General features: G+C 72.2%; 15 protein-coding genes. 4 read left to right on the top strand and 11 right to left on the bottom strand.

All coding sequences use genetic code 11. The annotated features are described in order from the left end of the window. Positions 1–5: 5 nt before the first annotated feature. The 6 genes from folE to dacB all read right to left on the bottom strand — a co-directional run bounded on the left by folE (position 6) and on the right by dacB (position 8,617). A complete protein-coding gene (folE, locus tag Sm713_RS01390) occupies positions 6–611 on the bottom strand; it encodes a GTP cyclohydrolase I FolE (RefSeq protein WP_212907877.1) in 606 nt (201 codons plus the stop codon). A gap of 222 nt (positions 612–833) precedes the next feature. Continuing rightward, entirely contained in the window at positions 834–2,873 is a 2,040-nt protein-coding gene (gene ftsH / locus Sm713_RS01385) for an ATP-dependent zinc metalloprotease FtsH (RefSeq protein WP_212907876.1), read from the bottom strand. A gap of 221 nt (positions 2,874–3,094) precedes the next feature. After that, positions 3,095–3,655 (bottom strand): hypoxanthine phosphoribosyltransferase, encoded by a 561-nt coding sequence (gene hpt / locus Sm713_RS01380; RefSeq protein ID WP_212907875.1) that lies wholly within the window; start codon positions 3,653–3,655, stop codon positions 3,095–3,097. A gap of 77 nt (positions 3,656–3,732) precedes the next feature. Continuing rightward, on the bottom strand, positions 3,733–5,067 hold the full coding sequence (gene tilS, locus Sm713_RS01375; RefSeq protein ID WP_212907874.1) for a tRNA lysidine(34) synthetase TilS: 1,335 nt from the start codon (positions 5,065–5,067) through the stop codon (positions 3,733–3,735). 273 nt (positions 5,068–5,340) lie between these two features. Next, positions 5,341–6,471: a zinc-dependent metalloprotease gene (locus Sm713_RS01370; RefSeq protein WP_212907873.1), complete on the bottom strand. Its 1,131-nt coding sequence runs from the start codon at positions 6,469–6,471 to the stop codon at positions 5,341–5,343. A 679-nt stretch (positions 6,472–7,150) separates the two neighbouring features. After that, a complete protein-coding gene (dacB, locus tag Sm713_RS01365) occupies positions 7,151–8,617 on the bottom strand; it encodes a D-alanyl-D-alanine carboxypeptidase/D-alanyl-D-alanine-endopeptidase (protein ID WP_212907872.1) in 1,467 nt (488 codons plus the stop codon). Between the two features lie 193 nt (positions 8,618–8,810). Between dacB and Sm713_RS01360 the strand changes: the two genes are divergently transcribed. Continuing rightward, positions 8,811–9,302 carry an inorganic diphosphatase gene (locus Sm713_RS01360; RefSeq protein ID WP_212911703.1) on the top strand — a complete coding sequence of 164 codons (492 nt, stop codon included), beginning with the start codon at positions 8,811–8,813 and terminating at the stop codon, positions 9,300–9,302. A 326-nt stretch (positions 9,303–9,628) separates the two neighbouring features. After that, the gene (locus tag Sm713_RS01355) at positions 9,629–11,314 is read left to right on the top strand and encodes a threonine/serine exporter ThrE family protein (RefSeq protein ID WP_212907871.1); all 1,686 of its coding nucleotides are present in this window, start codon (positions 9,629–9,631) and stop codon (positions 11,312–11,314) included. Positions 11,315–11,750: 436 nt separating this feature from the next. Here Sm713_RS01355 and Sm713_RS01350 read toward each other — a convergent pair whose 3' ends face one another. Both Sm713_RS01350 and Sm713_RS01345 read right to left on the bottom strand, forming a co-directional pair. After that, positions 11,751–12,548, bottom strand: a complete 798-nt coding sequence (locus Sm713_RS01350; RefSeq protein ID WP_249416030.1) for a VTT domain-containing protein — start codon at positions 12,546–12,548, stop codon at positions 11,751–11,753. Positions 12,549–12,900: 352 nt separating this feature from the next. Continuing rightward, positions 12,901–13,497: a TetR/AcrR family transcriptional regulator gene (locus Sm713_RS01345; RefSeq protein WP_212907870.1), complete on the bottom strand. Its 597-nt coding sequence runs from the start codon at positions 13,495–13,497 to the stop codon at positions 12,901–12,903. A 195-nt stretch (positions 13,498–13,692) separates the two neighbouring features. Here Sm713_RS01345 and Sm713_RS01340 point away from each other — a divergent pair, with 195 nt between their 5' ends. Beyond that, on the top strand, positions 13,693–16,035 hold the full coding sequence (locus Sm713_RS01340) for an MFS transporter (RefSeq protein ID WP_212907869.1): 2,343 nt from the start codon (positions 13,693–13,695) through the stop codon (positions 16,033–16,035). A 253-nt stretch (positions 16,036–16,288) separates the two neighbouring features. Here the strand turns inward: Sm713_RS01340 and Sm713_RS01335 are convergent, their stop codons facing one another. Continuing rightward, positions 16,289–17,074 (bottom strand): MerR family transcriptional regulator, encoded by a 786-nt coding sequence (locus Sm713_RS01335; RefSeq protein WP_212907868.1) that lies wholly within the window; start codon positions 17,072–17,074, stop codon positions 16,289–16,291. A gap of 301 nt (positions 17,075–17,375) precedes the next feature. Between Sm713_RS01335 and Sm713_RS01330 the strand changes: the two genes are divergently transcribed. Beyond that, the gene (locus Sm713_RS01330) at positions 17,376–18,791 is read left to right on the top strand and encodes a glutamate decarboxylase (protein ID WP_212907867.1); all 1,416 of its coding nucleotides are present in this window, start codon (positions 17,376–17,378) and stop codon (positions 18,789–18,791) included. A 488-nt stretch (positions 18,792–19,279) separates the two neighbouring features. On the opposite strand, the gene Sm713_RS01325 is transcribed toward Sm713_RS01330, so the two are convergent. Together Sm713_RS01325 and Sm713_RS01320 are read right to left on the bottom strand one after the other, a co-directional pair. After that, on the bottom strand, positions 19,280–19,900 hold the full coding sequence (locus tag Sm713_RS01325; RefSeq protein WP_212907866.1) for a PadR family transcriptional regulator: 621 nt from the start codon (positions 19,898–19,900) through the stop codon (positions 19,280–19,282). A gap of 84 nt (positions 19,901–19,984) precedes the next feature. Next, the gene (locus Sm713_RS01320) at positions 19,985–21,442 is read right to left on the bottom strand and encodes an aldehyde dehydrogenase family protein (RefSeq protein ID WP_212907865.1); all 1,458 of its coding nucleotides are present in this window, start codon (positions 21,440–21,442) and stop codon (positions 19,985–19,987) included. Positions 21,443–21,782 lie beyond the last annotated feature (340 nt).

Here is a 21,782-nt window from a genome sequence, read left to right as displayed (position 1 = left end):
CCGGCTCACTGGGCCATGATCAGGCTCATCGCCTCATTGCGGGTGGCAGGGTCCCGCAACTGCCCCCGCACCGCGGAAGTGATCGTCTTCGCCCCCGGCTTCCGCACCCCCCGCATCGTCATGCACATGTGCTCGCACTCGACGACCACGATCACCCCGCGCGGCTCCAGAATCTTCATCACGGACTCGGCGATCTGCGTCGTCATCCGCTCCTGCACCTGGGGCCGGCGCGCGTACACGTCGACCAGCCGGGCCAGCTTCGACAGTCCGGTGATCTTGCCATCGGCGGACGGGATGTAGCCGACGTGCGCGGAGCCCACGAACGGCACCAGGTGGTGTTCGCAGGTGCTCACCACCTCGATGTCCTTCACCAGCACCATCTCGTCGTGGCCGAGGTCGAACGTCGTCGTGAGCACGTCCTCGGGCTGCTGCCACAGGCCCGCGAATATCTCCTTGTACGCCCGCGCCACCCGGGCCGGCGTCTCGCGCAGTCCCTCGCGGTCCGGGTCCTCACCGACCGCGATCAGCAGCTCCCGGACGGCGTTCTGCGCCCGCTTCTCGTCGAACTCGCCTATCGAGCCCTCGCTGTCCAGCGTCACGGGGTCGGTCATATGTCCTCGCTTCTCGTGCATACAGCCGCGCACCTCGGAACGCAGCGGTATTCGTGAACTGCCCCGGGGCATCTGATGTGCGCCGCGGCCGCGCGGCCCCTGCCGGCCCGCTCCCAGTCCCTGACGATATGAGGGCATATGGCAACGCCGCGCCCACCAGGCTAGAACCTGGTGGGCGCGGCGTTCATTCCGGGCGCCTGCGGGGGCCGAGCCCCCGCGGGGTCAGCTCTCCGGGCGATCCTCCGGGGTCACCTCGGTCGGCGTGGCCGTGCCCGACTCCGGGCCGGCGCCGGTCGTGATCGCGGTCGCGGTGCCGTTCGCCCCGTTCGTCAGCGAGAGCTCCTTGGGGGAGAGCACCGGCGGACGGGTCGAGGGGGTGCGCCGTGAGGAACCGGTCCACGCAGGGCGGGCCGGACGCTTCACGATCGGGGCGAAGATCTCGGCGATCTGCTCCTTGCCGAGGGTCTCCTTCTCCAGAAGCGCGAGGACCAGGTTGTCCAGGACGTCGCGGTTCTCGACGAGGATCTCCCAGGCTTCGTTGTGCGCGTTCTCGATGAGCTTCTTGACCTCTTCGTCGACCAGCGCGGCGACCTCTTCCGAGTAGTCGCGCTGGTGAGACATCTCACGCCCGAGGAACGGCTCGGCCTGGTCGGTGCCGAACTTGATCGCGCCCAGCCGCTCCGTCATGCCGTACTGCGTGACCATCGAGCGGGCCGTTGCGGTGGCCTTCTCGATGTCGTTCGCCGCACCGGTGGTCGGGTCGTGGAAGACGAGCTCCTCCGCGGCCCGGCCCCCCAGCATGTAGGCGAGCTGGTCGAGCATCTCGTTCCGAGTCGTGGAGTACTTGTCCTCGTCGGGGAGGACCATCGTGTACCCCAGGGCTCTGCCGCGGGACAGGATCGTGATCTTGTGTACCGGGTCGGAGTTGGGTGAGGCCGCCGCGACCAGGGCGTGCCCGCCCTCGTGGTACGCGGTGATCTTCTTCTCCTTGTCGGACATGATCCTGGTCCGCTTCTGCGGGCCCGCCACGACGCGGTCGATCGCCTCGTCCAGCATCTGGTTGTCGATCAGCTTGCGGTTGCTGCGGGCGGTGAGCAGCGCGGCCTCGTTGAGGACGTTGCTCAGGTCGGCGCCGGTGAAGCCGGGGGTGCGGCGGGCGACGGCCGAGAGGTCCACGTCCGGCGCGACCGGCTTGCCCTTCTGGTGGACCTTGAGGATCTCCAGACGGCCCTGCATGTCGGGGCGGTCGACGGCGATCTGACGGTCGAACCGGCCCGGGCGCAGCAGCGCCGGGTCCAGGATGTCCGGCCGGTTGGTTGCCGCGATCAGGATCACGCCGCCCTTGACGTCGAAGCCGTCCATCTCGACGAGGAGTTGGTTCAGCGTCTGCTCGCGCTCGTCGTGGCCGCCGCCGAGGCCCGCGCCGCGGTGCCGGCCGACGGCGTCGATCTCGTCGACGAAGACGATGGCCGGGGCGTTCGCCTTGGCCTGCTCGAAGAGGTCACGCACCCGGGAGGCACCGACACCCACGAACATCTCGACGAAGTCGGAACCCGAGATCGAGTAGAACGGCACGCCGGCCTCGCCCGCGACGGCACGCGCCAGGAGCGTCTTGCCGGTACCGGGCGAGCCGTAGAGCAGCACGCCCTTGGGGATCTTGGCGCCGACGGCCTGGAACTTGGCGGGCTCCTGGAGGAACTCCTTGATCTCCTGGAGCTCCTCGACGGCCTCGTCGCAGCCGGCCACGTCATTGAAGGTCGTCTTCGGGGTGTCCTTGGTGATCAGCTTGGCCTTGGACTTCCCGAAGTTCATCACTCGGGAGCCGCCGCCCTGCATCTGGTTCATCAGGAACAGGAAGACCACGACGATCAGCACGAACGGCAGCAGCGAGAGCAGGATCCCGACGAACGGGTTCTGCTTCGAGGGCGAGACCGTATAGCCGTCCGGAATCTGCTTGCCCTCGAACTTGGCCTGCAGGGACTTGGCCAGGTCGTTGCCCTGGTCGCCGATGTAGCTCGACTGGATCTTGTTGCTGCCCTCTACCTTCTGGCCGTTCTTGAGCTGGGCCTTGATGGTCTGCTCGTCGCCAGTGGTGAGTTTGGCCTGCTGTACCTGGTTCCTGTCGATCGCCTGTACGACCTGACCGGTGTCCACTGTCTTGTAGCCACCGGACGAACCGACGACCTGCATCAACACGACCACGGCAAGGACGGCCAGCACGATCCACATGACCGGCCCACGGAAGTATCGCTTCACGTCCATCCATACGGAGCGGTGCCGCCCCGTCCCTCCTGCCATAGTGAGTTTGATAAAAACTGTTCTTCGGACGGTACCCCAGCATTGTCACCCGTAGCTCCCGGGTATGACCGGCGTTCCCGTCTTCGCATGCTCCAACGGCTCAAACGCCACGAGGGTTCCCGTCCTGTGTCCGGGCTACGTCACAGCCGCCGGGCACCGGCGTCCGCGAGGGCCCTCGGACCGGGTCAGCCGCCGTACACGTGCGGGGCCAGGGTGCCGACGAAGGAGAGGTTCCGGTACTTCTCGGCGTAGTCCAGGCCGTAGCCCACGACGAACTCGTTGGGGATGTCGAAGCCGACCCACTCCACGTCGATCGCGACCTTGGCCGCCTCCGGCTTGCGCAGCAGCGTGCACACCTTGAGGGAGGCCGGCTCGCGCGAGCCGAGGTTGGAGATGAGCCAGGACAGCGTCAGCCCCGAGTCGATGATGTCCTCGACGATGAGGACGTGCCGGCCCTTGATGTCGGTGTCGAGGTCCTTGAGGATCCGCACCACACCGGAGGACTGGGTGCCCGCGCCGTACGACGACACGGCCATCCAGTCCATCGTCACGGGGGTGGACAGCGCGCGGGCCAGGTCCGCCATGACCATCACGGCGCCCTTGAGGACGCCGACGATCAGCAGGTCCTTGCCCGCGTAGGCGTCGTCGATCTTCGCGGCCAGTTCCCCCAGCCTCGCGCGGATCTCTTCTTCGGTGATGAGCACCGACTTGAGGTCGGTGCCCATGTCTTTCGCGTCCACCCGCATCACTTTCGTCGTCCGAGCCGCTGCCGCCGTCCCCCCGGGGTCCCCGCTGTGTGTGCGGTGCGGGCGGGCGCCGCGCGTCAGCCTTGCCGGATAACCAGTCTGCCATCCTGCCGCTGGGCGACGACCCGGCCGGGGAGATTGATGGCCCCCTGCCCGCGCCAGCCGGTGATGAGGCGGTCGATCTCCTCGATGTGCCGGGCGAAGAGGGAGCCGGCGGGGGCGCCGGCCTCGATGGCCGCGCGGCGCAGCACGCGGCGGCGCACGGCCGCGGGCAGGACGCGGAGTTTGGCGCACTCCAGCAGCCCGGCGTCGTCGCGCGCGGCCGCCTCGGCCTGGTCGGCCCAGGCGTCCAGGGCGTCGGCGTCGTCGCGGGAGAGCTGGGCGGTGCGGGCGAGTGCCTCCACGACGCCCTTGCCGAGGGCCTTCTCCAGGGCGGGCAGGCCCTCGTGGCGGAGCCGGGAGCGGGTGAAGGTGGGGTCCGTGTTGTGGGGGTCGTCCCAGACGGGGAGGGACTGGGCGAGGCAGGCGCGGCGGGCCGTCTGCCGGTCGAGGTGGAGGAACGGCCTGCGGTAGCGGCCGGCGTCACCGGAGACCGCGGCCATGCCGGACAGCGAGCGGGTGCCGGAGCCGCGGGCGAGGCCCAGCAGCACCGTCTCGGCCTGGTCGTCGCGGGTGTGGCCGAGCAGGACGGCGGTGGCGCCGTGCCGCTCGGCGGCGGCGTCGAGGGCGGCGTAGCGGGCGTCCCGGGCGGCGGCCTCGGGGCCCGCGCCGGGGCCCACGGTGACGGCGATCGCCTCGACGGGGCCGAGGCCGAGGGCGGCGAGCCGGCCGGCGACCTCGGCGGCACGCGCGTCGGAGCCGGCCTGGAGGCCGTGGTCGATGGTGATGCCGCCGGCCCGGATGCCGAGCTTGGGCGCCTCGAAGGCGAGCGCGGAGGCCAGCGCCATGGAGTCGGCGCCGCCGGAGCAGGCGACCAGCACGAGGGGGCCGCCGGGGGCGAGGGGGCCGAAGGGGTCGGCGGTGGCGAGCGGCCTGGGCCGGCCCGCGGCCTGTGCGGCGACGGCGGACTCGGGCGCGAGGGCGTCGCCCGAGGCTGCCGGGGGCGTGAGGGCGTCACCCCGGACGGTGGAGGGCGCGGGAACGGCGCCACGGGCGGCGGGGGGCGCGAAGGCCGGAGCGGGCGCCGGGGCAGTGCCTACGGGCGCGGGGGTGGTGAGGGAAGCGTGGGTGGGCGCGGAGTCGGTACGGGCGGAGCGGGGCGAGGCGGCTGGTGCGCGGAGTCCGGAGTCCGGGCGGGAGCCCGCGCTGGGGGCTCCGCCGGCCTGGAGGACGGCGGCGTGTTCGGAGAGGACGTCGTGGAGTACGCGGCGGACCGCCAAACGTATCGCCGCGACCGCAGGATGGGGACCCATGTCCGGTTCCCTTCGTGAAGTTCGAGGGTGGGCCTCGGTGTCGGGCACTCGGGTTACTGAGTGGCGGTGGCGGTGCCGGCAGGCTCCTGCTGGTGGTGCCGAGGGCATCGCCGCAGCCGTCCCGCACCGGCCGTGCCGTCACTCAGAGTGTGTCGATGGTGACAGAACCGAGCCGTTCACCGAGCATTGCACGCCTGCCTATGACCCACGGTCCCTCGGACGGGTGATTGTCCGGGCGTTCTTCTGCCCCCGGCCGGGCCCAGCGCATACCGGTCACGAGTCGCCCCTGCGGTGCACCCGCGCGATCCAGTCCGCCGGTTTGGCGATCTCCGCCTTAGTCGGAAGCGTGTTCGGGGACGTCCACGCACGGTTGAAGCCGTCCATGCCGACCTCGTCGACGACCGCCCGGACGAACCGCTCGCCGTCGCGGTACTGGCGGAGCTTGGCGTCGAGGCCGAGGAGCTTGCGCAGTGCCTGGTCGAGACGGGACGCGCCGCGCGCCCTGCGCTGCTGGAACTTCTCCCGGATCTCGGCCACGGAGGGGACGACCGCCGGGCCCACGCCGTCCATGACGTAGTCCGCATGGCCCTCCAGGAGGGACATCACGGCGGTCAGCCGGCTCAGGATCGCCCGCTGGGCGGGGGTCTGGACGATCTCCACCAGGGAGCGGCCGCCGTCGTACCCGTCCGCCTCGCCCTCCGGACGCCCGCCCCCGACGGACTGGGCGGCCTCCCTGATGCGCTCCAGGAACGTCATCGGGTCGACCTCGGTCTCGGCGAGGAACGCCTGGATCTCGCCCTCCAGGTGGTCGCGGAGCCAGGGCACGGCGGTGAACTGCGTGCGGTGCGTCTCCTCGTGCAGGCAGACCCAGAGGCGGAAGTCGTGGGGGGCGACGTCCAGCTCGCGCTCCACGTGCACGATGTTCGGCGCCACCAGCAGGAGCCTGCCGCCGCCGTTCGCCCCGGAGGGCAGCTCGCGGCTGACGGGGGCGAACGTCTCGTACTGGCCGAGGACACGGGAGGAGAGGAACGACAGCAGCATGCCGAGCTCGAAGCCGGTGACCTTGCCGCCGACCGCGCCCATGACGACGCCGCCGGGGCCCGTGCCGCGGCGCTGCTGCATCTTGTCCAGGAGGGGCGCGAGGATCTCGCGGAAGCCGGCGACGTTCGCCCGGACCCAACCCGGGCGGTCGACGACGAGAACCGGGGTGTCGGCGGCGGCGTCGGCGCTCAGCCGCGTGAAGCCGCGGACGTGCTCCTCGCTCGCCCTGGCGTGCCGGCGCAGCTCCGCGACGACCTCCCTGGCCTCGTCGCGGCTCACCTCGGGGCCTGGGCGCACGAGACGGGTCGCGGTCGCCACCGCGAGGTTCCAGTCGACCATCTGCGGACCACCGATGCTCGTCATGCATCAACCGTACGTGCTCGGGTTGCGGAACGGGTGTCCTCGCGGGGCGGGGCCGGGGGTGGGTCTGTTCCGGGTGCCGGGGGTGCGGTCTGTTCCGGGTGCCTGGGTGCTTTGGCGGGTGCGGGTGCGTCTGGGTTTGTTGCGCAGTTCCCCGCGCCCCTTGCGGGCGCCTTCTGGTTCGGCTGCGGGGCGTGCTTGCGCGTGTGCGGGTGCGTCTCGGTTTGTTGCGCAGTTCCCCGCGCCCCTTATGGGGCGCGTTCTGGTTCGTTGTGGGTGCGGGGCCGCGGGGGGATGTACTCCCCCAGTGCCTGAAGGGCCTGGGAGGTGCCCCCACGGTCCGGCGCCCTTCTGTCGTCCGGATGGTTCCCTGGGCCTGGCGCCGGCCGCTGCGCGCGCACATCCCCCCACGTCCCCTCCCCTCTCGTACGCGACTGCGGCCCGGTGGGGCCTGAGGTGGCCACTGGGGGCGGCATCCCGCCTGCCCTCCCCTGCTGTGGGCAGTCGTTCCGCTGGGGCGGAACGGGTGGGCACAGCCCACGGTGTGCGGCAGCCGGGCGGTGCCGGGCAAGCACTGATCCCACCCGGGACGGGGAAAGGCCGCCTCCACCCCCACCCACCAGCCCCCGGGAAACGGCCGCCCAGCCGGGCGAGGGCACCCGTTGCAGGGGGTCGCGCGCCGTCAGGCGCAACCGCAGCCCGCCAGCGCCGTGGCCAGGTGGTCCAGGGTGGTCTGGGTGGCCGCGGGGGACGTCGCGCCTGCGGTCATGAAGGCGAAGGCCAGGACACGGCCGTCGGCGTCGACGACGGTGCCCGCGAGCGTGTTGACCCCGGTCAGCGTGCCGGTCTTGGCGCGGACCAGGCCCGTGCCCGCCGCATCGGCCCCGTCCGTGTAGCGGTGCTCCAGGGTGCCCGTGAAGCCGGCCACCGGGAGCCCGGTGAGGACGGAGCGGAGTTCGGGGCGGTCCGGGGCGCCGGCCTCGGCGAGGAGCGCGGTGAGCAGGCCCGCGCTCAGCCGGTCGCCGCGGTCCAGCCCGCTGCCGTCCCTGAACCGCGCCCCCGCCACCGGCAGCCCCAACCGGTGGAGCCGCGCCCCGATGGCCGCCGCGCCGCCGGCGAAGCTCACGGGCTTGCGGGCGGCCAGCGCGGTCTGCCGGGCCAGCGCCTCGGCGATGTCGTTGTCGCTGTTCGTCAGCATCCGCTCGACCAGCGCCGACAGCGGCGGGGACTGCACGGCGGCCAGCTGCCGTGCCCCGCGCCCGGCCCGGGCCGGCGCCGGGTTCCCCCGTACGGCGATCCCCTCCTGCTTCAGGAAGCCCGCGAACGCGGTGGCCGCGTCGCCCGAGGGGTCCGTGGAGCGCTGTGCCGGGCCGCTGACGGAGTGGTCGAGGCGGCCCTCGTCGGCCGTCAGCGCGGTGACGGGGGCCAGGTTCTCGTTCGGCCCGATGGGGTGCAGGCGCGGGCCGGTGTAGAGCGAGTCGTCGTAGCCGAAGGACACCGTGCCGATGTGCCGGGACCTCAGCGCGCGGGCGGTGGCGGTGGCGAGCGAGCGCAGGCTCGCGGCGCCCTGCGTGCCGTCCTGCGCGGTCAGCGTGGGGTCGCCGCCGCCGACGAGCACCACCCGCGCCGGGGCCTTGCCCTCCCCGCCCGTAAGGACGGCCCGGGTGCTGATGCGGTGGTCGGCTCCGGCCTCGGAGAGCGCGGCGACGGCGGTGGCGAGCTTGGTGGTGGACGCGGGTGTCAGCGCCTGGCCGGCCCCCTTGTCGTAGACCCGCCTGCCGGTGGTCACGTCGACGACCGCCGCCGTGCGGGTGCGGCCGAGGGACGCGTCGGCGAGGAGCGGGTCGAGGAGCGCGCCGAGGGACGGCCCGGTGGGCGGCCGGCCGGCGGCCGCGTGCCCCGATCCGCCCTCCGGCATGCTCAGCGCCGTGAGCACGGGAGGGGCGCTCGGAGCCGTCGCGGACCCCCCTGAGGGACCACCGGGACCGTGATCTGCACCACCCCTGCGACCCTGCCCGCTGGCCCAGTTCCGCTCCGCCGTACGCTGACCGCTGGAGTCCCAGGGACCCGCGGCGAGCACGGCCCCGGCCGCCACGATCAGGCCGAGCCCGAGCGCACCCGCTGTGACCTGCCAGGTCTTCAGGGTCATGGGATTCACGAGATCCGCGAGCCGCGCCGCGGCCGGCAGAACCGGTCGCCTGGCGAGCAGCCGGGCCCACGGTCCGGGCCCCGGTTCCGGCTCTGGCAGCTCCGGCACGACGACCAGCCCCTTTCGCGATCACACACCTGCGTGAGGGACACTTAACCATCAGAAGTATGTGCTGATCATGGAGGAGCCACCGGTGGAGTTCGACGTCACGATCGAGATCCCGAAGGGTTCGCGGAACAAGTACGAGGTGGACCACGAGACCGGGCGCATCCGCTTGGACCGTCGCCTCTTCACGTCCACCAGCTACCCGGCGGACTACGGCTTCGTCGAGAACACCCTCGGCGAGGACGGCGACCCGCTGGACGCGCTGGTCCTCCTGGAGGAGCCGACCTTCCCGGGATGCCTCATCAAGTGCCGCACGATCGGCATGTTCCGGATGACGGACGAGGCCGGTGGCGACGACAAGCTGCTGTGCGTGCCGGCGTCCGACCCGCGGGTCGAGCACCTGCGTGACATCCACCATGTGTCCGAGTTCGACCGCCTTGAGATCCAGCACTTCTTCGAGGTCTACAAGGACCTTGAGCCCGGAAAGTCGGTCGAGGGGGCCAACTGGGTGGGCCGCACCGAGGCCGAGGCCGAGATCGAGCGCTCCTACAAGCGGTACAAGGAAGAGGGCGGTCACTGACCCGAGGCGGTCACTGGCCCAGGGCGGTCACTGACCTCCGGTCAGCCAGCCACCGTCAGACCCGCAGCAGAAGACAACCGCGCGATCCCCACACGGGGGACGCGCGGTTTTTTCGTGCGCGCGTTCGACGAGCAGCCGTACGAGGCCAGAGGCCGCTTTGCGGCTCCCACCCAAACCTGTGCCCGTATCCGACATCCTGTACGACTTTTGATCTCCATATACCCAAATCCACCCATTACCGCAACCATCGGGTGGGTAACCCAAACGGCGCGCGACCACGTACGTGAGGGCCGCGCCGGTTGAGGCGCACAGAAAGGGAAAGTCCGGTGACCGATTCGGGCTCAGCTGGTGGTGCCGGGCCCCCGGGCCGTGCAGAGGACCGCAAACCGCTCTCGGACGAGGCGAGGAGCGCGTTCGCCTCGCCGGGGGGCGTGCCAGCGCCCGCCCGCTCCCCCGAGGACGAGCCGCGTACGACCTCGGAGTTCGCGGTTCCGGAGGGCCTCGTCCCGCCGGGGCCCCGCCGGGACCGGGAGGGCTCGGCGTTCAGCACCCCGAAGTCCTACAGCGCCCGCAAGGCACCCCCCGCGTTCACGCCGCCGTCGGGCCTCCCCCTGATCCGGCTGACCAGGGAGCTGCCGTGGCAGGACCGGATGCGCGCGATGCTGCGGATGCCGGTGGCCGAGCGGCCCGCGCCGGAGAACCCGTACAGGCTCGTGGAGGACGACGTCGGCCCCGCGGTGCCGCGCGTGCTCGACCTGACGCTGCGCATCGGGGAGTTGCTGCTGGCGGGCGGTGAGGGCGCGGAGGACGTGGAGGCGGCGATGTTCGCCGTCTGCCGCAGCTACGGCCTGGACCGCTGCGAGCCGAACGTCACCTTCACCCTGCTGTCCATCACGCACCAGCCGTCCCTGGTGGACGACCCGGTGACCGCGTCCCGCACGGTGCGCCGCCGGTGCACCGACTACAACCGCCTCTCCAAGGTGTTCCGGCTGGTCGACGACCTGACCGACCCGGAGACCCATGTCTCGCTGGAGGAGGCCTATCGGCGCCTCGCGGAGATCCGCCGCAACCGCCATCCGTTCCCGGCCTGGACGCTGACCGCGGCCAACGGCCTGCTCTCGGGCTCCGCGTCGATCATGTTCGGCGGCGACGCGGTGGTGTTCGTGGCGGCGGCGGTGGGCGCCATGCTGGGCGACCGGCTCGCCGGGCTCTGCGCGGGGCGCGGGCTGCCGGAGTTCTACCAGTTCGCGATGGCGGCGATGCCACCGCCGATCCTGGGCGTCACGCTCACGCTGCTGCACGCGGACGTGAACATCTCCGCGGTGATCACCGGTGGGCTCTTCGCGCTGCTGCCGGGGCGGGCGCTGGTCGCGAGCGTGCAGGACGGGCTCACCGGCTACTACATCACCGCCTCGGCACGGCTGCTGGAGGTCATGTACTTCTTCTTCGCCATCGTTGTCGGGGTGCTGCTGGTGCTGTACTTCGGCATCCGGATGGGCGCCCAGCTCAACCCGGACCAGGCGCTGGGCGCGACGGACCGCCCGCTCTGCCAGATCCTCGGCGCCATGGGGGTGGCGCTGGCGTTCGCCGTGCTGCTCCAGCAGGAGCGGTCGACGGTGGTGATGGTGGTGCTGAACGGGGGCGTGGCCGGGCTGGTCTACGGGGCGATGGTGTACACCGGCCATCTGTCACCGGTGGTCTCGACCGCCGTGGCGGCCGGTCTCGTGGGGCTGTTCGGGCAGCTCTTCTCGCGGTACCGGTTCGCGTCCGCGCTGCCGTACACCACGGCCGCGATCGGGCCGCTGCTGCCGGGGTCGCCGACGTACTTCGGGCTGCTCGGCTTCGCCGAGAACGACCCGGAGGGCGGGATCATCTCGCTCACCAACGCCGTCGCGCTCTCGATGGCCATCGCGATCGGCGTCAATCTGGGGTCCGAGGTGTCCCGGATGCTGATCCGGGTGCCGGCCTCGGTGAATCGGAGGGTGGCGGCGAAGCGGACGCGCGGCTTCTGAGCCGCGCGGTTTTCCGGTGCCCCGGTCTCTCCCGTCTGCCCCGGCTGCCCCTCGGCTGCCCCGGCGCCCCCGGCCTGCCTTTTCGGGGCTCAGCCCCGGCCCAGGCAGGGGCGCGGGGTGGGGGTACCTCCCACGCCTTCAAGGCAGTGGGGGAGCGATCAGCCACGACGAGGGCGTCGCGTCGCCACCGGACCGTGGGGGCTGGTTCTGTCGTCTCCGGACCAACGGTGGATCGTGGTTGCTCGCGCAGTTCCCCACGCCCCTTCAGGGCGGGGCTGCGCCCCGATGGCCGCGACGAGAGCGTCGCGTCGCCACCGGCCCGAAGGGGCAGTCCCCGTCGTATCCGGAACACCGGTGGATCGTGGTTGCTCGCGCAGTTCCCCGCGCCCCTTCCGGGGCCGGGATGGCCCGGGGCCGTCGGGTGGCCGTTGGGGCGTTACCGCTTTGCGTGGCGGCGGCGGCCCGTGGACGGCGGGGGGCCGGAGGGCCGGGTGTACGAGGACGCTGTGGCGCCGGAGGGTATGCGGGCCTCGGCCGGGTTCTGGGAGCCGGGGTACCCGGGGCCGGGGTAGGGCGCGCCGGCGGCCGGGGCGGGGGACTCGGCTGCCGCGCGGCGGGCCTTCGCGCGGGCCCGCAGGAACTCGATCGCGATCGGCACGACCGAGACCAGCACGACGAGGACGAGCATCGCCTCGATGTTGTCCCGGACGATCGCGTGCTTGCCGAGCCAGGCGCCCAGCAGCGTGACCCCGGCGCCCCACAGCACGCCGCCGATGATGTTGAAGCCGAGGAAGGGGCGGTAACGCATGCCGCTCACGCCCGCGATGATGGGCGTGAAGGTACGGACGACGGGCACGAAGCGGGCCAGGACCAGGGACTTCGGGCCGTGCTTGGCGAAGAACTCGTTGGCCTTGGCGACGTTCTCCTGCTTGAAGAGGCGGGAGTCCGGGCGGTTGAAGAGCGCGGGGCCGACCTTCTTGCCGAAGAGGTATCCCGCCTGGTCGCCGAGGACGGCGGCCACCGCGACCAGGGCGCAGGCCGCCCAGAGCGGGAAGTGGAGCTGGTCGGTGGTGATCAGCAGGCCGGTCGTGAACAGCAGCGAGTCACCGGGCAGGAAGAAGCCGATGAGCAGGCCGGACTCGGCGAAGACGACGAGCAGCAGGCCGTAGATCCCGAACTGGTTGATCAGGTGGTTGGGATCCATCCAGCTCGGTCCCAGCGCAAGCGTCATCACGGTTCCGGGCTCCTGTGGGTGGTGGGGCGGGCGGTGCGTCGCTGCGTGCGCCGACAAAGTTATCAACGCCCCTCGGACCCGGCGGGTTCCACCACCCTTATAGGGGGCGAGTGCGCGTACGCCGGGTGCGCGGTGTGTTCGCGCCGTGCGTCCTCCTCGACGGCGCGCGCGCCGGGGTGGGCTCGGCGCGATCGCCCTGTCGTGCGGAGGATCCGCCTCCGGTGCGGGGTGCGCGGTGCGCTCGGGGACCGTGCCCAGCCCCTTGCGGCCGACTCCCGGCTCTCCCACCGTCGTGGGTGTTCGCGCAGTTCCCCGCGCCCCAGCTGATCCGACGCGAATTGTCAGACAGGTCCTAGTTCGTTGCCTCGCCCGTGAAGCCCTCCCGGGCGAGGGTGAAGGCGTGGCGCAGGCGGTCCGCGTAGTTCGCGTCGTGGTTGCCGAGGGCCGCCTGGCCGGCCACGCGCAGGGCGGCGAGGAACGTCGCGGCGATGACGCGGGCGCGCAGGGGATCCGTCGCGTCGGCGGGCAGGCGCCGGCCGACCGCCTCGGCCAGGTCCGCCTCCGCGGCGGCGTAGGTGGCGACGATCTCGGCGAGGAGCGCGGGGTGGCGGCGCAGCTCCCAGTACCGCTCCTCCTTGGCGGGGTCCGCGGTGTACCCGGCGGTGACGTGCTCCGCGGCGCGCAGCAGGGCGGTCACCGGCGGTTCGTGCGCGGGGCGGGCGCGGACGGCGTCGACCAGCCTGGAGACGCTGGCCCGGTCCCGGTGCAGCAGCGCCTGCTCCTTGCTGGCGAAGTAGTTGGAGAAGGTGCGCCGCGAGACGGTGGCGGCGTCCGCGATCGCCTCTACGGTGAGGTTCTCGACGCCGCGCTCGCCGGCGAGGCGTACCGCCGCGTCGTGCAACGCCAGCCGGGTCGCCGCCTTCTTCCGTTCGCGCAGGCCAGAACTCATCAGGCCGGAGCATACGGGAGCCGTGTAGAAATTCCCAGTGGGAAAACTTGCGCAACGGGAACGTTTTCTGTGAGGCTGGCGGCCGCTGGACGACCCGGCAGCACCCGCACGGACGACCCGCAGACCTGCACAGCCCGATGTCCGACAGGACATCCCGTGTCCGACAAGCCGACTTGCCCCCGACGGAGGCCGACCGTGTCCGATGCCCTTCCCAGAGTTCCCGACGAGGGGGCGTCCCCGGCACCGCGGGCGAGCGCCGTCGTGCCGGTCCTGGCCTTCGGCGGGATCGTCGTCGCGACGATGCAGACGCTGGTCATACCCATCGTCCCGGCGCTGCCCCACCTCCTGAACGCCCCCGCGTCGGACACCGCCTGGGCCGTCACGGCCACCCTGCTGGCCGCCGCCGTCGCCACCCCGATGATGGGGCGCCTCGGCGACATGTTCGGCAAGCGGCTGATGCTGCTGATCAGCCTGGTGGTGCTGGTGGGCGGCTCGGTCATCGCCGGGCTCAGCGACACGCTGGGCCCGATGATCGTCGGGCGGGCCCTGCAGGGCCTGGCGGCCGGTGTGATCCCGCTCGGCATCAGCATCATGCGCGACGAGCTCCCCGCCGAGCGCCTCGGCTCCGCCACCGCCGTGATGAGCGCCTCCCTCGGCGTCGGCGGCGCGCTCGGCCTGCCCGCCGCCGCGCTCATCGCCGAGCACTTCGACTGGCACGTGCTGTTCTGGGCGTCCGGCGGCCTGGGCGCCGTCGCGACCGTGCTGGTCGTGGCCCTCGTACCCGAGTCCAAGGTGCGCACCGGCGGGCGCTTCGACCTGCTCGGCGCGATCGGGATGGCGGCGGGTCTGGTCTGCCTGCTGCTGGGGATCTCCAAGGGCGCCGACTGGGGCTGGGGCAGCGCGACCACCCTCGGCCTGTTCGGGGCGGCCGTCATCGTGCTGCTGGTGTGGGGCGTCTTCGAGCTGCGCACCAGGGATCCGCTGGTCGACCTGCGCACCACCGCCCGCCGCCAGGTGCTGTTCACCAACCTGGCCTCGATCGCTCTGGGCTTCGCGATGTTCGCGATGTCGCTGGTCCTTCCGCAGCTCCTCCAGATGCCGAAGGCCACCGGCTACGGCCTGGGCCAGTCCCTGCTCTCCGCGGGCCTGGTCATGGCGCCGTCCGGCCTGGTGATGCTGGCCCTGGCGCCGGTCTCCGCCGCCCTGTCGAAGGCGAAGGGCCCGAAGGTCACCCTGATCGTCGGCGCGCTGATCGTGGCCGCCGGCTACGGCCTGAACATCGTCCTGATGGACGAGGTCTGGCAGATGGTGCTGGTCTCCTGCGTCATCGGCGGCGGCATCGGCTTCACCTACGGCGCCATGCCCTCGCTGATCATGGGTGCCGTGCCGGCGTCCGAGACGGGCGCCGCGAACAGCCTCAACACCCTGATGCGGTCCATCGGAACGTCGAGCGCCAGCGCCATCGCGGGCGTCATCCTGGCCCAGATGACCACCGCTTTCGGCGGCATCGCGCTGCCGTCGCAGGACGGCTTCCGCACGGTCCTGGCCATCGGTGCCGGTGCCGCGGTGCTGGCCGCCGCGCTGGCCTCGTTCATCCCGCGCCACCGCCGGGCCGCCGCACCGGCCCAGGCCCCCGCGCCCGCGTCGGCGGTCCCGTCCGCCGTCCCGGACGGCGCCGCGGTACCCGCCGCCTCCGTGGCCTCGGAGCTTGCCCCGCTGCCCGCGGAGCCGCTCGCCGCCGCCATGAACGGCGTCGCCGGTGCCGGTGCCGGTGCCGCCGGGATCCGGGTCGGCGGGCGCGTCCGCAGCGCGGAGAGCACGCCCGTGCGCGGGGCGGCCGTGACGCTGATCTCGCTCACCGGGCGCCAGCTCGGCCGGGCGGTGACGCACGCCGGCGGCTCCTACGGCCTGGACGCCCCCGGGCCCGGTTCGTACGTGCTGATCGCCTCCGCCGACGGCTACCAGCCGCAGGCCACCACGGTCGTCGTCGCCGACGCGCCGGTCACCCTCGACGTCCTGATGAGCGGCACGAGCGGCCTGGCGGGCGAGGTGCGGTCCGCGGAGAGCGGGTCCCCGGTCGGCGGGGCCGTGGTCATCGTGGCCGACGCGCGCGGTGACGTGCTGGCCACCGGCGAGACCGACGTGCTGGGCGAGTTCGGCATCGCCGGCCTGGCGCCGGGGACGGTGACCCTCGCGGTCAACTCCGACAAGCACCGCCCGCTGGCCCGGCCCGTCGAGATCAGCGGCACCGGCACCACCCGGATCGAGGTCGAGCTCCAGCCCGGGGCGTACCTGCGCGGCACGGTGCACGGCGCGGGCGCCCCGCTGGGCGGCGCCCGGGTGACGCTGGCGGACGCCGCCGGCAACGTGGTCGGTACGACGATCACCGGGACGGACGGCGCGTACGCCTTCTCCGACCTGGACAGCGGGGCGTACACCCTGACGGCGGCCGGATACCCGCCGGCCAGCAGCGCGCTGACGGTCACCGGGCGCACCGTCGACGACCACGACATCGAACTCGGCTACGGCGCCTGGTAGTCCGGGCCACCCCGGCCAGGCGCGTCGCTCCCCCGGCGGAGGGAGCGCGCTCGGGCCGGCGCAGGGGCCCGCGGCGGCGGGAGCGGCAAGGGACGGCCCCTCCCGCCGCCGCGGGCCTCGGAACGGGGCGCACCCTGGCCTTCACCGGGCCGGGGGTGCGCCCCGTCCTGGCTGGGCCGGCGTCCTGGTGGGCCGGCCCGGCTGTGCGGTCCCGGCCGTGCGGGGCTAGCCGTGCGGGGCTAGCCTTGCCCGCTTAGCCGTGCCGTGCGGCGTTCGCCACGATCGCCGCCCGCATGTACGCGGCCAGGCCCGGCTTCCTCTTGTCGATGTTGTCGGTGAAGCGCCGGTCCTCGACGTACATCTCGCCGAGGCAGGCGTGGAACCGGTGGTCGCACGCGTAGTGGTTCCGGCTGATGGCCTGCCGGTGGTCCTCCGCGATGTCCATCGCCGTATCGGACTCCGGCGCGATGCCGGACTCCATGGCCGCGACGAAGCGGTCGCCGATCGCGTCCGCTTCGGCGGTGATCCGTTTCCAGTCCTCCTTGGTGTACGAGGCGGCCTTGCGCTGGGACTCGCGGTACGCCTCCGTACCGCCCCAGCGCTCGTGCACCTCGTCCGCGTGCTCGTCGGGGTCGAAGTCGCCGAAGACCTCGAACTTCTCCTCGGGGGTGAGGTTGATGCCCATCTTCCGTGCCTCCATGGCCTGTGCGATGGCGGCGGCCATCTCCGTCAGCCGCTCGATCCGGCCGGTGAGCAGCCGGTGCTGGCGTCGCAGGTGGTCGTACGGGTCCGCGTCGGGGTCGTCGAGCAGCGCCGCGACCTCGTCGAGCGGGAAGCCGAGCTGCCGGTAGAAGAGGATCTGCTGCAACCTGTCGAGATCGGCGTCGCCGTACCGGCGGTGGCCGGCGGTACTGCGGCCACCGGGCACCAGCAGCCCGATCTCGTCGTAGTGGTGCAGCGTCCGCACCGTGACCCCGGCGAAGGACGCGACCTGGCCGACGGAGTACCCGCCGGTCCCGTGCCCTCCCGTTGCGTTCATGACCTCCGCCTTCCTTCGGTACGCGCTCCAGGCTGCCGCCTCACGCCGCGTGAGGTGCAAGCCGGCGAGCGGTCCGGCTTTCCCGCGGCCCCCTCCGCGGTGCTCCGGGCCGCGCGCCGTCGCCCGTCGCCCCTCGCCCGTCGCCCCTCGCCCCTCGCCCGTCACCCGTCACCCGTCACCCGTCGCGGGACCCTCCCCCGTGCCCCGGCCAGGTGCGTGCTCGGCGGGCGGAGGGCCGGAATCGTCCGTATTCTCACGTCGAGAGGACCGACAGGCCCCGCGCCGGGCGAGGAGGCCCCCGATGCCGCTGCACCGCGCACCCCAGCACGCCGAGGCGCACCGCCCCGTGCTGGTCAACCCGTTCCACGGGGAGGCCAACCCGGTCGGCGGGATGACGGAGGCACCGCCCAAGCATCGCCTCCCGGACGCCCCGCTGCCTCCCATCACCGCGTACCGCCTCGTCCACGACGAGCTGATGCTCGACGGCAACTCCCGCCTCAACCTGGCCACCTTCGTCACCACCTGGATGGAGCCGCAGGCCAGCCTGCTGATGCAGGAGTGCCAGGACAAGAACATGATCGACAAGGACGAGTACCCCCGGACGGCGGAGCTGGAGCAGCGCTGCGTCGCCATGCTCGCCCGGCTCTGGCACGCGCCGGACCCGGCGGCCGCGGTGGGCTGCTCGACGACGGGGTCGAGCGAGGCCTGCATGCTCGCCGGGCTCGCGTTCAAACGGAGGTGGACGCACCGCCGTGACCGGGCGGGGACGGCGGCCGGCGGCCGGCCGAACCTGGTGATGGGCGTCAACGCGCAGGTCTGCTGGGAGAAGTTCTGCAACTTCTGGGAGGTGGAGGCGCGGCAGGTGCCCATGGAGGGCGACCGCTTCCACCTCGACCCGGTGGCCGCCGCCGAGCTGTGCGACGAGAACACCATCGGGGTGGTCGCCATCCTGGGGTCGACCTTCGACGGCTCCTACGAACCGGTGGAGGAGCTGTGCGCCGTCCTGGACGACCTCCAGGAGCGCACGGGACTGGACATCCCGGTGCACGTCGACGGCGCCTCGGGCGCCATGATCGCGCCCTTCCTCGACGAGGACCTGGTCTGGGACTTCCGGCTGCCCAGGGTGGCGTCGATCAACACCTCCGGGCACAAGTACGGCCTCGTCTACCCGGGCCTGGGGTGGGCGCTGTGGCGGTCGGCGGAGGACCTGCCCGAGGACCTGGTCTTCCGGGTCAACTACCTGGGCGGCGAGATGCCCACGTTCGCGCTGAACTTCTCCCGGCCGGGCGCGCAGGTGGTGGGGCAGTACTACACGTTCCTGCGGCTGGGCTGGGAGGGCTACCGGCTGGTCCAGCAGACCGCGCGGAGCGTGGCCGTCTCGCTCGCCGACCGGATCGAGGCGCTGGGCGACTTCCGGATGCTGACCCGCGGCGACGAGCTGCCGGTCTTCGCGTTCACGACCCTGCCCGAGGTGACGGCGTACGACGTCTTCGACGTGTCGCGGCGGCTGCGGGAGCATGGCTGGCTGGTGCCGGCGTATGTGTTCCCGCCGCACCGCGAGGACCTGGCGGTCCTGCGCATCGTGTGCCGCAACGGGTTCTCCACCGAGCTGGCGGATCTCTTCGTGGATCATCTGGGGACGCTGCTGCCGCAGTTGCGGACGCAGCCGCATCCGCTGACGCATGACCGGGCGAAGGCGACGTCGTTCCACCACTGAGGGGGGCGGTGGTCGGCCCCCGCGCCTGCCTTTTCTTGCGCCGTTCCCCGCGCCCCTATCGCGCCCAGCCCCTTGCGGTGGTCGGTTGGCTGCCGGTCCGCCGTGGTTGTTCGCGCAGTTCCCCGCGCCCCTATCGGGGCCAGCCCCTTGCGGTCGTCGGTTCGCTGCCGGTCCGCCGTGGTTGTTCGCGCAGTTCCCCGCGCCCCTATCGGGGCCAGCCCCTTGCGGTGGTCGGTTGGCTGCCGGTCCGCCGTGGTTGTTCGCGCAGTTCCCCGCGCCCCTATCGGGGCCAGCCCCTTGCGGTCGTCGGTCGCTGCCGGTCCATCGTGGTTCTCGCGCAGTTCCCCGCGCCCCTTATCTCGCCCCTTGCGGTCGTCGGTCGACTCTCGGTCCGCCGTGGTTGTCTGCGCCCACGCGGCGGAGCCGGAAATCAACACAGACCCGCGCCCCTTGGGCCCCGGCGGAGCCGCGGATCATCAGGGACGTCCTCACGTCCCCGTCGCGTACGGGTTCTTCTGGCCCTCCGCCAGGACGCCGACGAACGGCTCGCCCTCTTCCGCGAACGTGTAGGCGCCGGCCTCGATGCGGGAGATCAGGCCCCGGGTCCACGCGGCGCCGGTGTCCGCCGAGTGGACCCAGAAGTCCATCAGCTCGCCCAGGTGGCCCAGCTTCTGCGGGCCGTCCTCGGGGACGTAGTGCTCCAGGACCGCGGTGCGCCACTCCTCCATGCGCCGGACGCGTTCCGTGAGCAGGTCCAGTACCTCCCGGCGCGGCAGGTCGACCATGCAGCCCAGGGCGGAGGAGAGGGCGTCCGGACGCTGGTCGTACGCGACCAGGGACTCGCGCAGCAGCTCCAGATACGTCTCGGTGCCGCGCTCCGTCATCTCGTACTCGGTGCGCCGCGGGCCGCCCGCGGTGGACGGGGCGTCCTCGTGCGCGTGCAGCAGTCCCTGCTTCGCCATCTGCTTGAGCGCGTGGTAGATCGATCCCGGCTTGGCGGTCGACCACTCGTGGGCGCCCCAGAACTCCAGGTCGTTGTAGACCTGGTAGCCGTGCGCCCTGCCGTGCTGGCGGACCGCGGCGAGGACGAGCAGGCGGATCGCTGACATGGACCAAGACTAGGGCGCGGCCCCGCCCGGTCCCCGGTGGGCCGCTTTGACACCGGCCCGTCACGCACCCTGGCGGGAACGCGCTCAGAACGGGAACGCGCTCCGCCCGTGCTGCACGGAGATCCACTTCTGCGTGGTGAACGCCTCCACCATCTGCTCGCCGTTGAGCCGCCCGAGGCCCGAGTGCTGCTCGCCGCCGAAGGCCACCGCCGGCTCGTCCTGGATGGTGCCGTCGTTGACGTGGACCATGCCCGTGTCGATCCGCCGGGCGAAGTTCACCCCGCGCTCGACGTCGGAGGTGTGCACGGCACCGCTCAGGCCGTACGGGTTGCCGTTCACCAGCCGCACCGCCTCCTCCTCGTCCTCGAACGGGACGAGCAGCGCCACGGGGCCGAAGATCTCCCGCTTCATGACCGGGGAGTCGGCGGGCAGGCCGCTGAGCACGATGGGCTCGACCAGGTTGCCGCTGATCCTGCCGTTCACCAGCACGGTGGCGCCCTCGGCGGTGGCCTGGGCGACGACGGCGGCGACCGCGTCCGCCTGGGCGGAGTTGATGACCGGGCCGATCGCGGTGTCCGGCTCGGCGGGGTCGCCGGCCTTGAGCGCCCTGACCTTGGCGACGAACTTCGCCGTGAACTCCTCCTCCAGCGTGCGGTGCACCAGGATGCGGTTCGCGGCCATGCAGACCTGGCCCTGGTGAACGTACCGGCTGTAGACGGCGGCGTCCACGGCGTAGTCGACGTCGGCGTCGTCGAGGACGGTGAGGGCGCTGTTGCCACCGAGTTCGAGGATGGCGTGCTTGAAGTGGGCGGCGCAGACGGTGGCGACGTGCCGGCCGACGGTCTCGGTGCCGCTGAAGGAGATCACCTTGGGCACGGGGTGCTCGATCATGGCGTCGCCGATCTCGGCGACATCGGTGATCACGACGTTCAGCAGGCCGCCGGGGAGCCCGGCGTCCTCGAAGACCTTGGCCACCAGTGCCCCGCCGGTGACCGGCGCCTCCTCGTGCGGCTTGAGCACCACGGCGTTGCCCAGCGAGAGCGCGGGCGCGACGGACTTGACGGCGAGCAGGAAGGGGAAGTTGAAGGGGGTGATCACACCGACCACGCCGACCGGGGCGCGGTAGACGCGGTTCTCCTTGCCGTCCACGGGCGAGCTGATCAGCCGGCCCTCGGCGCGCAGCGGCAGGTGGATCGCCTCGCGGAGGAACTCCATGGCGAGGTGCACCTCGTAGGAGGCGCCCAGCCGCGTGCTGCCCAGCTCGGTGACGATGGCGGCGGTGATCTCGTCCTCGTGGTCCTCGATGGTGCGCAGCGCCCGCTCGAAGACCAGCCTGCGGCTGTACGGATTGGTGGCGGCCCACTCCTTCTGGGCCCGCTGCGCCGCGCGGTAGGCGAGGTCGAGTTCGCCCGTGGTGGCTATCGTGATCGACGCGAGTTTCTCACCGTTGTACGGGTTGACGTCGATGTTGTCCCAGGAGCCGCTGCCGTCCCGCCACTCCCCGTCGATGTACTGGCGGGCCAGGTCGGTGAAGAAGGACATGCGATCCCCTTACTTGCAGTGCATCTCTCCAGAGTGCAGGCTGCCGATGTCCGGTCATGGTACGTGCGGTGCACGGAAGTTGGCTGCGAGTCATCGGAGGTCACGACACTTTGTATACAAAGTGTCGGCCTCGCCGGGGCCGGTGTCCAGCCCATTGCCGGGCGCCGATCGCGGGCGTGGGTCTCCGGGTCCGCCGAGTTCGCGGCGGTTTCGGGCCCGCGGCCCCGGCCCGCGCTCACGCCGGCCGGGAGGGTCGCGCGCACGCGGAGGCGAGGCGGATGGTCTCGGGTCGGCGGCTGGACGTCGGGGGTCTGGGGGGCGGGGGTCTGGGAGTCGGGGG

Origin of the sequence: Streptomyces sp. TS71-3, from assembly GCF_018327685.1 — a bacterium.
In the GTDB taxonomy this organism is placed as follows: domain Bacteria; phylum Actinomycetota; class Actinomycetes; order Streptomycetales; family Streptomycetaceae; genus Streptomyces.
The sequence above is the reverse complement of the archived record's forward strand: the minus strand, read 5'-3'. Positions and strand labels throughout refer to the sequence as shown.